The organism is Pseudomonas lopnurensis (assembly GCF_015070855.1).
In the GTDB taxonomy this organism is placed as follows: Bacteria; Pseudomonadota; Gammaproteobacteria; order Pseudomonadales; family Pseudomonadaceae; genus Stutzerimonas; species Stutzerimonas lopnurensis.
In genome coordinates, this window is sequence record NZ_JADDIX010000024.1 from 50,477 (window position 1) to 64,356 (window position 13,880).

General features: G+C 65.8%; 14 protein-coding genes. 4 read left to right on the forward strand and 10 right to left on the reverse strand.

Annotated elements, in window-relative coordinates:
• Positions 1 to 454: 454 nt before the first annotated feature.
• The 3 genes from IN820_RS05140 to IN820_RS05150 form a co-directional block, all read right to left on the reverse strand.
• The gene (locus IN820_RS05140; RefSeq protein WP_193679951.1) at positions 455 to 853 is read right to left on the reverse strand and encodes a cupin domain-containing protein; all 399 of its coding nucleotides are present in this window, start codon (positions 851 to 853) and stop codon (positions 455 to 457) included.
• Between the two features lie 64 nt (positions 854 to 917).
• A complete protein-coding gene (locus tag IN820_RS05145; RefSeq protein ID WP_193679952.1) occupies positions 918 to 1,397 on the reverse strand; it encodes a carboxymuconolactone decarboxylase family protein in 480 nt (159 codons plus the stop codon).
• A 109-nt stretch (positions 1,398 to 1,506) separates the two neighbouring features.
• Positions 1,507 to 2,262, reverse strand: a complete 756-nt coding sequence (locus IN820_RS05150) for an SDR family oxidoreductase (protein ID WP_193680010.1) — start codon at positions 2,260 to 2,262, stop codon at positions 1,507 to 1,509.
• A 203-nt stretch (positions 2,263 to 2,465) separates the two neighbouring features.
• Between IN820_RS05150 and IN820_RS05155 the strand changes: the two genes are divergently transcribed.
• The gene (locus IN820_RS05155) at positions 2,466 to 4,046 is read left to right on the forward strand and encodes a winged helix-turn-helix domain-containing tetratricopeptide repeat protein (protein WP_193679953.1); all 1,581 of its coding nucleotides are present in this window, start codon (positions 2,466 to 2,468) and stop codon (positions 4,044 to 4,046) included.
• Positions 4,047 to 4,165: 119 nt separating this feature from the next.
• Here the strand turns inward: IN820_RS05155 and IN820_RS05160 are convergent, their stop codons facing one another.
• The 4 genes from IN820_RS05160 to IN820_RS05175 form a co-directional block, all read right to left on the reverse strand.
• Complete coding sequence (locus IN820_RS05160) at positions 4,166 to 4,612, reverse strand: hypothetical protein (RefSeq protein ID WP_193679954.1); 447 nt, start codon at positions 4,610 to 4,612, stop codon at positions 4,166 to 4,168.
• Positions 4,613 to 4,818: 206 nt separating this feature from the next.
• A complete protein-coding gene (locus IN820_RS05165; RefSeq protein WP_193679955.1) occupies positions 4,819 to 5,793 on the reverse strand; it encodes a TAXI family TRAP transporter solute-binding subunit in 975 nt (324 codons plus the stop codon).
• Between the two features lie 57 nt (positions 5,794 to 5,850).
• On the reverse strand, positions 5,851 to 5,976 hold the full coding sequence (locus IN820_RS22760; RefSeq protein ID WP_268939432.1) for a RidA family protein: 126 nt from the start codon (positions 5,974 to 5,976) through the stop codon (positions 5,851 to 5,853).
• A gap of 52 nt (positions 5,977 to 6,028) precedes the next feature.
• On the reverse strand, positions 6,029 to 7,273 hold the full coding sequence (locus IN820_RS05175; protein WP_193679956.1) for a D-amino acid dehydrogenase: 1,245 nt from the start codon (positions 7,271 to 7,273) through the stop codon (positions 6,029 to 6,031).
• Between the two features lie 130 nt (positions 7,274 to 7,403).
• Here IN820_RS05175 and IN820_RS05180 point away from each other — a divergent pair, with 130 nt between their 5' ends.
• Both IN820_RS05180 and zapE read left to right on the forward strand, forming a co-directional pair.
• Positions 7,404 to 8,309: a LysR family transcriptional regulator gene (locus IN820_RS05180; protein WP_193679957.1), complete on the forward strand. Its 906-nt coding sequence runs from the start codon at positions 7,404 to 7,406 to the stop codon at positions 8,307 to 8,309.
• Between the two features lie 67 nt (positions 8,310 to 8,376).
• A complete protein-coding gene (gene zapE, locus IN820_RS05185) occupies positions 8,377 to 9,486 on the forward strand; it encodes a cell division protein ZapE (RefSeq protein ID WP_193679958.1) in 1,110 nt (369 codons plus the stop codon).
• 2 nt (positions 9,487 to 9,488) lie between these two features.
• On the opposite strand, the gene IN820_RS05190 is transcribed toward zapE, so the two are convergent.
• A complete protein-coding gene (locus IN820_RS05190; RefSeq protein ID WP_011913333.1) occupies positions 9,489 to 9,767 on the reverse strand; it encodes a peptidylprolyl isomerase in 279 nt (92 codons plus the stop codon).
• Between the two features lie 79 nt (positions 9,768 to 9,846).
• Entirely contained in the window at positions 9,847 to 10,764 is a 918-nt protein-coding gene (locus IN820_RS05195) for a LysR family transcriptional regulator (RefSeq protein WP_193679959.1), read from the reverse strand.
• 140 nt (positions 10,765 to 10,904) lie between these two features.
• Between IN820_RS05195 and IN820_RS05200 the strand changes: the two genes are divergently transcribed.
• Positions 10,905 to 12,131 (forward strand): acyl-CoA dehydrogenase, encoded by a 1,227-nt coding sequence (locus IN820_RS05200; RefSeq protein WP_193679960.1) that lies wholly within the window; start codon positions 10,905 to 10,907, stop codon positions 12,129 to 12,131.
• Between the two features lie 269 nt (positions 12,132 to 12,400).
• Here IN820_RS05200 and IN820_RS05205 read toward each other — a convergent pair whose 3' ends face one another.
• Positions 12,401 to 13,777, reverse strand: coding sequence for a phosphate ABC transporter substrate-binding/OmpA family protein (locus IN820_RS05205; protein ID WP_193679961.1), 1,377 nt, complete (start codon positions 13,775 to 13,777; stop codon positions 12,401 to 12,403).
• Positions 13,778 to 13,880: the final 103 nt, after the last annotated feature.

The following is a 13,880-nucleotide window of genomic DNA, read 5'->3' on the forward strand; positions in this document are numbered from 1 at the left end:
ACCTTATAATTCCAAAGGTTTTTTTTGCTCTGATGAACCCGGATATTGTGGGAGCTAAATACGCCCTCGGAATGAATTAGGCAAGGCTTTTTACGACACGGGCAAAAACGAAAACGATAGGGCTCAGGCGCCAGTCAGCCCCGGATTGAGCAACCGTTCATGAGGCTGGCCCAGAAACCCTGGCCATGCAAGTGCCAGCATGGTGAACCGCCCCCGATCCGGAGGTGATGCCCATGAAGAAGGAAGTGAGTATCCGCTCATCGCCGAGGCTCGATTCGTGCCTCGGCGATGAGCGGGTTGACAGGGCCGAAGCCCTGCACCGTTGAGCCTTGTCAGCTCCGACGGCAGGGCTTCGGTCTTGACCCACCAAGCGTCTTGATCGAAGTTCTGATTAGCCATCAGGCCCTGATATCGGGCACGCTGCCGTTCAGCTGCATGGCAGTGCGAGTCGGCGTCACGGCACCGGCGTCAGGATGGGTTCATCGCTGTTCTTCAGCAGAAAGACCAGGAACCGGGCGGGCTCCGTGAGGCTGGCGTTGCGTCCCACCGTATGGATGTCGTCCGGGCCTTCGTAGAAGGTCTGGCCCGGTGTCAGCGTTACGCTCTTGCCGCCGCGCACGCCCATCTCGATCGAGCCCTCCAGCACGTAGACGAATCCGTGTGCGTCGTGCTTGTGCACGGGGTCCTTGCCGCCCGGCGGATAGGTCACTTCGATGGCCACGGCTTCCTTGCCCGGATACTCGGCCAGCGCTTTGCTCATCAGCAGCGATACCTGGACTTGCGGGGGCGCCTGCTCTGCGTTGGCGGTGCAGGCCGCCAGCATCAGGATGGCGAAGATTCTGAACCTGGACATGGCTTGTTCCTCGTTATCGATCGCGAAGTGGGTGGGATGGGGCCCCGGAGTGCCCCGCCCGCGGTCATGCCAGTCCGGACTTGTCCACGCCGAACGCCTTGTCATAGGTGCCGGGCACGACCCGGAAGCCCACGTTGACGCGATTCCAGGCATTGATCGACATCACCTGGAAGGTCAGGTCGGACAGCTCCTTCTCGGACAATTGCGTGCGAACGCGCTCATAGACGTCGTCAGGCACGCCTTCGGCGGGAATCAGGGTCAGGATTTCGGTCCAGGCCAGGGCGGCGCGCTCGCGTGGGCTGAACAAGGTCGATTCGCGCCAGGTGGCGATGTGGTGCAGCCTGAGCGCGCGCTCGCCATGCATCGTGGCTTCCTTGACATGCATGTCGACGCAGAATGCGCAGCCGTTGATCTGCGAGGCGCGGATTTCCACGAGATCGCGGATCGACTGTTCGATGGTGGACGTTCTGAGGGCAAAGCTGAACTCGACGAGTTTCTTGAACAGCTCGGGGGATTGCTGCTGGTAATCGATGCGCTGGGTCATGGTGAAACCTCGATAGGTGGAACGACGGTTGAAGGAAAGGGGCGAGCGGCCGCCATGGTCTGCCCGGCGGCTCTGCTCGCCGGGCAGGAACGTGGGCGGCCTGGTCGGTTCATCCTCGTGCCGAGGCACGGCTGAGCCAGTTCTGGAAGCGCGTCGGGCCGATGCGCGGGTTGGCGCCGGCGGTCAGCGAGCGATCGCTCAATGCATTACCGAAGTAGCGCGCATGGACGTCGGCGATCACCTGGCGCTTGTCCGCCCGTGCGGCGAGACACTTGCGCGCCAGTTCGTCGAGCGGAAAACAGTCCGGGCCGGCCACCTCGACGGTGCCGTTCAGCGGCGCGCCGACCGCCAGATCGGCCAGCACGGCCGCGACATCGTCCGCCGCGACGGGTTGCATGAGCGCCGGCGAAAGACGAATCGTGTCGCCGTCGGCACTCGATTCGACGATGCTCCCGATGAACTCGAAGAATTGCGTCGAGCGCAGGATGGTGTAGGGCGTCTTCGAGGCCTTGATCAGGTTTTCCTGGGCGACCTTCGCGCGGAAATAGCCGCTTTGCAAAAGGCGATCGGCGCCGACGACCGAAAGCGCGACGTGGTGCTCGACACCGGCCTCGGCTTCGGCGGCGAGAAGGTTTCGGCAGGACGTTTCGAAGAATTCCAGCACGGCACGGTCTTCGAACGACGGCGAGTTCGCCACGTCGACGACGACCTGGGCGCCCTCCAGGGCTTGCGCCAGACCCTGTCCGGTGATGGCGTTCACACCGGCGCTGGGCGAGGCCGCGACGGTCTCGTGACCATCGAGACGCAGCCTGTTTACAATGTTCGACCCGATAAGGCCGCTGCCGCCAATTACGACTATTTTCATGTTCTGTCCCTCGCTGCTGTCGATCATCTCGTTGCGGCGATCGATGGGTTCAGCTTGCGGGTCGTGCAATACGAATGCTTTGCCGGTGCCTTGGGTTTCCATTGAATTTGGCTTGAATATTCCTCTGGAAACCCCAGAACCGGCGTCCCCGCCAGCGGTCGTGCCAGGTGCCCGACACGCGAATGCGGAGCAAGGAGCCCGGAATGCAATTGCTGTTTGAGGACTGCGTGCTCGACCTGGACCGGCGGGAGCTCTCGCGGGAGTCCCGAAGCGTTGCGACCGCGCCCCAGGTTTTCGATCTGCTGGTCTATCTGGCGCAGAACCGCGAGCGCGTCGTCAGCCGGGATGATCTGATCGAAGCGATATGGGCCGGCCGAATCGTCTCGGAATCGACCCTGGCCAGTCACATCAATGCGGTGCGCAAGGCGGTCGGCGACAGCGGCCAGCATCAACGCGTGATACGAACGATCGCTCGCAAGGGGTTCCGTTTCGTCGCCGAGCTCAGGGCGATCGAGCCAATGCAGGGCGTCGATTCGCCCGGCCCCGGCACGCCTGCCCCCGAAGGCCAGGCCGCTGCGCCGGCGTTGCCGGCCAGGCCATCCATTGCCGTCTTACCGTTCGTGAACCTGACTGGCGACCTGGAGCAGGACTACCTGGCCGACGGCGTGGTGGAGGACATCATCGCGGCGTTGTCGCGGTATCGCTGGCTCTTCGTCGTGGCGCGTAACTCGAGCTTCACCTACAAGGGCCGAGTGGTCGATGCGCAACAGGTCGGCCGGGAGTTGGGGGTGCGCTATCTGCTCGAGGGCAGCTGGCGCAGGGCGGGCAATCGCGTACGCATCACCGGCCAGCTGATCGATGCGACGACCGGGGCGCACCATTGGGCGGGCCGCTTCGAAGGCGTCCTCGATGACATTTTCGAGCTCCAGGACCAGATCACCGAGAGCGTGGTCGGTGCGATCGCGCCCCAGCTCGAACGAGCCGAGATCGAGCGGGCGCGGCACAAACCAACCGCAAGCCTCGACGCCTACGATTACTATCTGCGCGCCATGGCCGCGTTGCACCACGGCTCCCAGGAGAAGATCGGGCAGGCGCTGCAGCTCTTCCACAAGGCGATAGATATCGATCCGGACTTTTCCTCGGCCTACGCGATGGCGGCCTGGTGCCATTGCTGGCGAAAGATCAATGGCTGGATGGCGGATCGCCCCCGCGAGGTGGCTGAAGGAATCCGGCTGGCTCGACGGGCCGTGGAGCTGGACAAGAGCGATGCAGTCGCGCTCACCAGAAGCGGTCACGCGCTTGGCCATCTGGCCGGCGATCTGGAAGGCGGCATCGCCTTGCTGGACAAGGCGCTTGCACTCAATCCGAATCTCGCGGCGGCGTGGTTCCTCGGGGCGTTCCTCAAGATCTGGCATGGCGAAACCGATGCGGCCATCGAGCACCTTGCGCACGCCATGCGCCTGAGCCCCCTCGATCCGGAGCTGTACCGGATGCAGGGTGGAATGGCGTTGGCGAATCTCTTTCTGGGGCGTTTCGACGTCGCGTCGTCGTGGGCGGAGAAAGCCTCCCGGGAGCTGCCGGGGTTTCTGCTGGCGGCCGCGATTCTCGCGGCGAGCCATGCACTGGCGGGGCGAAGGATCGAAGCGCAACGGGCGATGGCTCAATTGCGCCAGTTCGATCCCGGACTGCGCCTGTCCAATATCGCGGATTGGCTGCCGATCCACCGGGCGGAGAATCTCGCCACCCTGGTGGAGGGGCTACGCAGGGCGGGGCTGCCCGAATGAAGAAGGGCGGCACGGCCTCTGGCCGCAGCGGATCATGTCCTTGGCTTGCAAGGCAGGGGCATGCGCTCGATGCGCTCGAGGTTGCCGAACACCGGCTTGGGTCTGCGAGCGGGGCGGTTTCAGGCGATGGCCAGGGACGTGGCAGTGAGCATCTGCTCATCGCCGAGACCCTGTTCGTGCATCTGCGTGATCAGGCTGGCATTGGCCGAAGCCCAGGCGCCGTTGAGCATCGCCAGCTCCGACTGCAGGGCCTCAACCTTGAGCCGCCTGGCCTCCGGGTCGAGGTTCCGATCCGCCATCAGGGCCTTGAGCTCGGCTTCCTTCGCGGCGATCTGCGCTTTGAGTTCACGGATCATCTTCAGCAGTTGCTTGATGCTGTCGGGCAGTCCGCTTTCATCGATGTCCCGGTTCTTTTCCCCGGCCTTGGCGGACAGGCTCCGGCCCAGCTCGGAAAGACTGACGCGCAAGCCCTGGCGCAACGCCTCCGGGGTTCGCTCGGCTGCGCTGGCTTGTCGCTGGACACTCCTGGCCAGGTTGTTCAGCGGACGGCTGGATTCGATATGCATCGCGCGGTTCCTCGCACCGTTCATAGCCTCCAGATCGACCTGAATGCCCTGAACTTGAGCGTGGGTTCGGATTTCTTGGCAGCTCGTGGTTGCGAGAAGCGGCGAGCGGCCGGCAGACCGCTGCAGAGTGGGCTCGGACCCTGCAGTATCTGCTCCAGCGTGTAGCGGAGGCCATCGAGTGCTCGATGGCCGTGGTGGTGCCGGACTTAGAGCCAGCCCTTCTCCTTGTAGAAGCGTTCGGCGCCTTCGTGCAGCGGTGCGGTCAGGCCGACGCGGATCATGTCTTCGGCCTGCAGATCGGCGAATGCCGGATGCAGGCGCTTGAAGCGCTCGAGGTTGTCGAACACCGACTTGACCAGCTGGTACACCACCTCCGGATCGGTTTTCGTGGTGGCGGCCAGCACCGCCTTGCCGCCGAGCGACGGTACCGCCGTGTCCACACCCGGGTAGAGCCCGGCTGGAATTTCGGCGGCGGTGTAGTAGTCGGCGCCCTTGAGGAACGCGTCGATCTGCGGACCGCTGACCGGGATCAGCTCGGCCTGCACGTTGGTCAGCGCCTCCTGGATGGCGCCGCTGGGATGACCGACCACATAGGTGATGACGTCGAGGTTGTTGTCACCCAGCGCGGAAGCCATTTCCGCCGGCTTCAGTTCGCCGGCCAGGGCGAAGTCGGCATTCGTCCAGCCCTTGGCCTTCATGACTTCGTCGAAGGTGTCGCGGCTGCCGGAGCCGGGCACGCCGATGTTCACGCGCTTGCCCTTGAGGTCGTCGAAGGTCTCGATGCCGCTGTCGCGCCGGGCGACGACGGTGAGGATCTCGGTCTGCAACGAGAACACCGCACGCAGCTCTTCGATCGGCCCGCCCTTGTCGAACGGGGCCAGCCCGTTCAGCGCCTTGTGCTGGTGGTCGGACTGGATGAAGCCGAACTCGAATTCGCCGTTCTGCAGCGAGACGATATTGGTCACGCTGCCGGCGGTGGAGGGCGCGTTGCACTTGATCGCCGGCTGCGTCTCGGCGCGATTGAGAAAGCGGCACACCGACTGCCCAGCGGTGTAGTAGACGCCGGTCTGGCCGCCGGTGCCGATGGTCACGAAGCGCTCCTGGGCCATGCCGGTGGTCGCGCCCAGGACGCCGGCGAGGAGGGTGCAGACAAGCAGGCCGACACGTATTTTCTTGTTCATTGTTTTTCCTCTTGCGTGTGGTTGGTCGAAATGGGGTACGTCCACTGACGCGGCGAATCAACTGCTGGCCGCGATCACCATGACCAGCACCTGGCGGGTCTGCCCGGCTGCGTCCTGGGTGCGGTCGTCCGGCACCTGGCCGGAGAGAAACAGCAGATTGGCGAAAGTCACCGCGGCGGACATGCGTTCGTTCGAGTGAAGCGTTGCAGGAGCATGTGAATCGTTCTCGTCGGTTTCAGGAAGCAAGCACCAGGCCATCCAGCGCCACGGCCGGACGCTGGCCGTCGATCAGGTCGCAGAGCAGGTCGGCGCTGCCGCAGGCCAGGGTGAAGCCTAGACTGCCGTGGCCGACGTTGAGCCAGAGGTTGTCCATGCCGCAGGCGCCCAGCAGAGGGGTGCCTTCGGGGGTGGCCGGGCGCAGGCCGGCCCATGGCGTGGCGTTGCGGTAGTCGCCCGCGGCGGGAAAGGCTTCGCTGGCCAGGCGCTGCAGCATGGCGATCCGCCGGCTATCGAGGCTGGCGTCCCAGCCGCCGATGTCGACCATGGCGGCGACCCGCAGTCGTTCGCCGAGACGCGCGTAGACCACCTTGTTGTCGTAGTCGGTCACGTTGGTTTCGGGGATGCCCGTATGGCTGTGCAGCGCCAGGGTCAGGCTGTAGCCCTTGAGCGGGTAGATCGGCAGCTCGATGCCCAGCGGCCGCAGCAGCGCCACGCTGGCGGTGCCGGCGGCGATGACCAGATGATCCACCGGCAGTTCCCGTTCGCCGAGAACGAGCGTACGAATCCTGCCGCCTTCGCGATGCAGCCGGCTGACCGCCTGCCCGCAATGCAGGCGAAAGTTCGCTGATCGTTCGAGTCGCTGCAGCAGCCGCTTGCAGAACAGGTGGCAGTCGGCGACCTCGTCACCGGGGGAATAAATGCCGCCTTGCAGCCTGTCGACCAGCGGCAGCAGCGCTGGCTCGATCAGGCCGCAGCCACGGGCATCGAGCAGTTGCTGGTCGGCGCTGGCATCGATCCCGGCCGCGGCCTTGTCCAGGTGCGCCCGGTTGCGGTAGATCACCAGCTTGCCGTTGGCGCGCCAGGCGAAGTCGTCCAGCCCATCCTGCTCGCGCCAGCCCCGCAGCACCTGCTGGCTGTGCAGGGCCAGGCGCAGCAGGTGCGCGGCGTTGCGGCGGTTGGTCGAGCGGCGGCAGGCGAGCAGGAAGCGCAGGCACCAGCGCCACTGGCGCAGGCTCATCGTCGGCCGGAAATGCAGCGGCGCCTCGTCGCCGCGCAGCATCCAGCCGAGGGCCTGCAGCGGCACGCCGGTATCGGCCAGCGGCGAGACGTAGCGATAGCTCAGTTGGCCGCCATTGGCGAAGCTGGTTTCCAGCGCCACCTGGTCGCGTTGCTCGATCAGGTCCACCCGATGGCCCTGGCGGACCAGCGCATAGGCCGTGGTGAGGCCGATCACGCCGGCGCCGATTACCGCAACTCGCATCGCTTCGCTCCTTGAACGGTGATGCCAGGAGCCTAGGGCGAATGCGGCCGGGGTGGCCAATGAAAGGATGGAGGCAAGCCATAACCCGGGGTTATGCTCGGGCGGATCGAAACGTCAACAGACCCTAGCCATGCGCCTTCGCCATATCGAACTGTTCCAGGCCATCCTGCAGACCGGCAGCCTGACGGCGGCCGCGCAGTTGCTGCACATCTCGCAGCCGGCGGCGAGCAAGATTCTCAAGCATGCCGAGCAGCAACTGGGTTTCGCGCTGTTCAGCCGGGTTCGCGGCAAGCTGCAGCCCACCGCCGAGGCGCGCATCCTGCAGCAGGAAACCGAACGCCTGGCGGCCGACCTGCAGAGCCTGCGGCGCCTGGCGGGCAACCTCGGGCGTGGCGAGGAACGTGCGTTGCGCCTGATCTGCACGCCGACGCTGGCCCAGGCGCTGCTGCCGGAGGCGCTGCGGCGCTGGCGCGGCCGCTTCGCCAACACGCCCTGCCAGATGGCCACCCAGCACACCGCCGAGATCGTCGAGGCGCTGCTGCTGCGCGAGGCGGACCTGGGGCTGACGCTGCAGGCGATCGAGCATCCCGGCCTGGACAGCCAGGTGCTGGCGCAAGGGCAGATGATGGTGATCGCACCGGCCGGCTGGTGGCTTGCCGAGAGTCTGTCGCGCCCGCTACGACTGCCCGAACTGGCTGGTGCGCCGCTGATCGGGCTGGATACCCGCGATGCGCTGGGCGGCCTGCTGCGCGGGCATCTGGAGGAGCTCGACCCGCCGCCGCGCATCGACACCTGGGTGCAGACCTACCAGCTGGCGCGCGCCCTCGTCGCCGCCGGCCAGGGGCTGGCGCTGGTCGATCCGCTCACGGCGGCGGCGGGCGAAGGCGCGGTCGAGCGGCGCCCGCTGGAGCCGCTGATACAGGTACGGCTGTACGCGCTGACACGCGCACAGGAGGCACCGTCGAGCGCGCAGCTGGCGTTGCTGGAACAGGTGCGCGTGCAGGCCGAACGATTGATGGGACCGGTCGGCGGCTGACGCCCCTGCGGTTACCGCCAGGGCTGCGTTACCATCGCGGCTGTCTTTTTTTGGTTGGCCGGTTGCCATGGAACATCCATCCCCGTTCGCCCTGTACCAGCGCGCCATCGCCCGCGAGGGTTTCGTCAGCGATGCCGCCCAGCTGTGCGCGGTCGAGCGGCTGCAGCGCTGCCACGAAGCGCTGCAGCAGGAGACGGAGGCACCGGCCGGCATCTATCTCTGGGGACCGGTGGGGCGCGGCAAGACCTGGCTGATGGACATGTTCCATGCGAGCGTGCCGGTTCCCGCGCGCCGACAGCATTTCCATCACTTCATGCGCTGGGTGCACATGCGCCTGTTCCAGCTGAGCGGCACCGCCGACCCGCTGCAGGCGCTCGCCAGGGAGCTGGGCGAGGATATCCGCGTGCTGTGCTTCGATGAGCTGTTCGTCGGCGATATCGGCGATGCGATCATCCTCGGCCGACTGTTCCGGGTGATGTTCGAGCAGGGCGTGGTGATCGTCGCCACCTCCAACCAGCCGCCGGACCAGCTGTATGCCGACGGCTTCAACCGCGAGCGCTTCCTGCCGGCCATCGACGCCATCGAGCGGCACATGCAGGTGGTCAATCTGGATGGCGGCGCAGATCACCGGCTGCGCCCCGGTGCCGTGCTGCAACGTTACTGGGTACGTGCGCCCGGCGCCTCCAGCGCCTTGCCGGGCGTCTTCGAGGCATTGGCCGAAGGCGCTGCCAGCAGCGAACCGCTGACACTTGGCCGGCGCCCGTTGTCGGTGGTGCGCCGCAGCGATTCGGTGCTCTGGTGCCGCTTCGCAGACCTGTGCGAACAAGCGTTCTGCGCGCTGGATTTCATCGAGCTGTGCGACCGTTTCCCGGCGATCCTGATCGGCGACGTACCGAAACTGGGCAGTGCGCAGAAGGATGGCCGCATCGCCCGTGGCACCGAGGATGCCGCCGCGCGGGTAGCGGCGGGGGATCGCCAGTTGCCCCGGCTCGCCGCCCGCGACGATGGCGTGCGGCGCTTCATCGCGCTGGTGGACGAGTGCTACGACCGGCGCGTTCCGCTGTACATCGAGGCGCAGGTGGCGCTGGACGAGCTCTACACCGAGGGCTACCTGTCGTTTCCGTTCCGCCGCACCCTGAGCCGCCTGCGCGAGATGCAGTTGCAGCGCTTTGGCTAGGCTCAGTCGCGGTAGAACACCTGTACCAGGTGGTAGCCGAACTGGCTCTTCACCGGGCCGTGGACTTCCCGTAGCGGCTTCTTGAAGATCACCTGGTCGATGCTGCGCACCATTTGCCCCGGGCGGACCTCGCCGAGGTCGCCGCCTTTCTTGCCGGAGGGGCAGGTGGAGTATTTGCGCGCCAGCACATCGAACGCCTCGCCATTGGCCAGGCGCTTCTTCAACTGCGCGGCTTCGGCTTCGGTCTTGACCAGGATGTGGCGGGCCATGGCTTTGGGCATTGCGCGGGTGCTCCTCGGTGACAGGGGCGGCGATTGTAGGGCAGTGGCGGCAAAAGTCGACCTGAGGGCCGCTCCACTGCTAGTCGGTCTTGTCCTGCTGCGCGGTGACCTGCTGGGCGATCTCGATCATCTGCTCGCGCATCCAGCGGTTCGCCGGGTCCTGGTCGGTGCTTTCGTGCCAGTAGATGTGGGTTTCCAGCGGCGCGACGTCCACCGGCAGGTCGACCTGATGCAGGTTGTGGCGACGGGCGAAGCGCTCGGGCACGGTGACCACCATGTCGGTCTGCTCGATCACCTGGGTCGCCATCAGGTAATGCTGCGAGCGCAGGGCGATCTTGCGTTGCAGGCCCATCTTGCCCAGGGCGAGGTCCACCAGGCCGAGGCCGCTGCGGCGGCTGGAGATATGGATGTGCGACAGCCCCAGGTACTGCTCCAGGCTCAGCTTGTCCCTGGCCAGCGGGTGGCCACGGCGCATGGCGCAGATGTAGCGGTCTTCCAGCAGCTTGGCATGGCGCACCTGCGGGTCGGTGTTGAGCGGGACGTCCATGGCGAAGTCCAGGCGGCCGGCGGCCAGTTCCTTGGTGGTCTCGCGGCGCTTGGCCAGCATGCTCTCGATCTTCACGTTCGGCGCCAGGCGGCGCAGGCGCTGGAACAGCGGCGGCAGCATCACCGCTTCGGTGAGGTCGGTCATGCTGACGCGAAACACCTTGTTCGCCTGCGCCGGGTTGAAGGTCCGGCTTTCCTGCACGGAGACGCGCAGCAGCTGCAGGGCATTGCGCACCGGGCCGATGATGTTCTGTGCCATCGGCGTCGGCACCATGCCCTGCGCGGTGCGCACGAACAGCGGGTCGTTGAAGGTCTCGCGCAGGCGGGCCAGGGCGTTGGATACGGCGGGCTGGGTGATGCCGACGATCTGCCCGGCGCGGGTCAGGTTGGCCTCGGTGTAGATGGCATCGAAGACGATGAACAGATTCAGATCGACCTTGTTCAGGTTCATTGTTGTGCTCTCCGGCATGTAACGGATGCGCCGATCATATATCGGTTATGAATGTTTATACACGAGGAAAATAGCTTAGATAAATCGAAAGGCGTCCTCTAGCATCCTTGCTACATACACACCCGCAGAAGGTCGTCGCCATGAATTTCGCCTACTCCCCCAAGGTTCAAGAGCTGAGAGCGCGCGTGCAGGCGTTCATGGACGCTCATGTCTACCCCGCCGAAAAAGTCTTCTACCAGCAGGTCGCCGAAGGCGATCGCTGGCAACCGACCGCGGTCGTCGAAGAGCTCAAGGCCAAGGCAAGGGCAGAGGGGTTGTGGAACCTGTTCCTGCCGGAATCGGAGCTGGGCGCCGGGCTGAGCAACACCGAATACGCGCCGCTGGCGGAGATCATGGGCAGCTCCGGCCTCGGCCCGGAAGCCTTCAACTGCTCCGCGCCGGATACCGGCAACATGGAAGTGCTGGTGCGCTACGGCAGCGAGGCGCAGAAGCGCCAGTGGCTGGAACCGCTGCTGCGTGGGGAGATCCGTTCCGCCTTCGGCATGACCGAGCCGGCCGTGGCGTCCTCCGACGCCACCAACATGCAGGCGCGTGCCGTGCGCGAAGGGGACGAATGGGTGATCAACGGCCGCAAGTGGTGGACCTCGGGCGCCTGTGATCCGCGCTGCAAGGTGATGATCTTCATGGGCCTGACCAACCCGGATGCGCCGCGCCATCAGCAGCATTCGATGATCCTGGTGCCGATGGATGCGCCGGGGCTGAAGGTGCTGCGCCCGTTGCCGGTGTTCGGCTACGACGATGCGCCGCACGGCCATGCCGAAGTGCTGCTGGAAAACGTCCGCGTGCCTTATGAGAACGTCATCCTCGGCGAAGGACGGGGCTTCGAGATCGCCCAGGGGCGTCTCGGCCCGGGCCGCATCCACCACTGCATGCGTTCGATCGGCGTCGCCGAACGGGCGCTGAAGCTGCTGTGCGAACGTGCCGTCAGCCGCACCGCGTTCGGCAAGCCGCTGGCGCGCTTGGGCGGCAACCTCGACCATATCGCCCAGTCGCGCATCGAGATCAACATGGCGCGCTTGCTGACGCTCAATGCCGCCTACATGATGGATACCGTGGGCAACAAGATCGCCGCCAGCGAGATCGCGCAGATCAAGGTGGTGGCGCCGAACGTCGCGCTCAAGGTGATCGACCGCGCCATCCAGATCCATGGCGGCGCCGGGGTGTCCGAGGACTTCCCGCTGGCGCACTGGTATGCCATGCAGCGGACCTTGCGCCTGGCCGATGGCCCGGACGAGGTCCACCTGGCCTCCATCGGTAAGCACGAGCTGGGCAAGTATGTGCCGCGGGAGATGCTGCGCGGGCATTGATGAGCCAGAAGCTTGAAGCTTGAAGCTTGAAGCTTGAAGCTCAAGAGCATCGCCCCGAGGTCGGGCAATCCACAGGGATGTGGTGAATGCCGCAAGCCCGTCGGGAACGGGCGCGGCCTCCCACAAGAACGGCAGGTGCACACCGATCCTGTAGGAGGCGCGCCCTCGCGGCGATTGCAAAGCAACCCGCCGATTCGGAGTTGGCTTTGGCATCGTCCGCGCGGGTTTCACCCGCCCTACAACTGCCTGACCGTCGATTATCCTGGCGCTCAGTAGACCCAGATCTCGACCCGCCGGTTCTTCACCCGGCCGCTGCCCAGGTCATTCGAAGCGACTGGAAGTTCAGAGCCCATTCCATTGATTTCACGGAAAAAAGCGCCGCGCTTGTTCAGTTCGCGGCGCACCGTCATGGCCCGTAGTTTGGACAACAGGGCGGCGCGCGTGGGATCGCTTTTCGCATCGCCGAAACCGACCAGCACCGCGCTGTCGGTGAGCTTGTCGTGGGCGCGCAGGTAGTCCACCACCCGGTCGAGATCGCGTTGCGCCTTGTTGTCCAGTTGCGCGCTGCCTTCCTCGAAACGGAAGTTGACCGTCAACCGCTGGGCCTCGCGGGCCAGTTGCTGGTAGAACGCCGGCATGTCCGCCTGGGGCGCCTGTTTGACCACGTCGATATGCTGCGCCACGTAGCCGGAGCGTTCGACGATCCGTTGGCCGGCGGCGCTATGGCTGAATTCGATATAGGCCTGGGTCCAGGGCGTCTGGCCGCTCGGACGCGCATAGAGGAACAGACGGCGGGAAAGCGGGTAGTCCTCGGTGGCCACCAGCGCGCTGAGCGGCGGCATCGGTTGCGACTGGCCATCGGCGATGGCCAGCGCCTTGGCCTCGCCCAGCGAGGCCAGCCCGGTGAAGCCGATGGCCCCGCGATTCAGCGCCACCGCGCGCGCCAGCTCGTCGTTGGATTCGTAGCGCCTGGCCGTGCTCGAGAGGGTCTTGCCCTGGCGCGCCAGGACCAGTTCGTTGAAGGTGTCCCAGGTGCCCGAGCGGTCATCGCGGGCGTGCAACTGCACCGCCAGGTCCGGCCCGCCGATTTCGCGCCAGTTGCGGATTTCGCCGGCGAACAGCTCGGCCAACCGCTCGGTGGTCAGCGACGCCAGGGGATTGTCCGGATGGACCACGACGGCCAGCCCATCGATGGCGATCACCTGTTCCGCCTGGGCGCTGCGCATGTCGCCCAGCGCGCCCAGTTCGGCGATCTCGCCGGTCTTGATCGGTCGGGAAGCGGCGGCCAGGTCGCCGTAGCCGTCCCTCAGGCCGGCAAAACCGGTGCCGGTGCCATGCGCGGCGACCGTGGCGTGCACCGGCTGGCCTTTCGGCGTACGCGCGCTGATGCGCTGTTCGTTTTCCACCTCGGTCGGCAGGATGCGCACATCCTGCAGGCCCTGCGCCTCGAACAGCCCGGCGATGAGCATCGGCGCGAGCCTGGCGCCGACGGTATTGGAGCCGTGGATGCGCAGCACCGGCGTGCCGTCGGCGGGAACGGGCAGGGCGGAGGAAGCCGAAGTGGGAAGGCTGCAACAGCCCAGGCCGAGCAACAGCAGGGGCAGGATCCGGGTCCGGAGTTTCTCTACGGCTATGCGTGGCGACATCTGGCGACCTCCCTGGATGAAGGCCGCGAGATTAAGACGATGCGATTACCGAAAGATGACGAGGGGCCGTACCCCGGCGGTTATCGCGCCAGAACGTCGACTG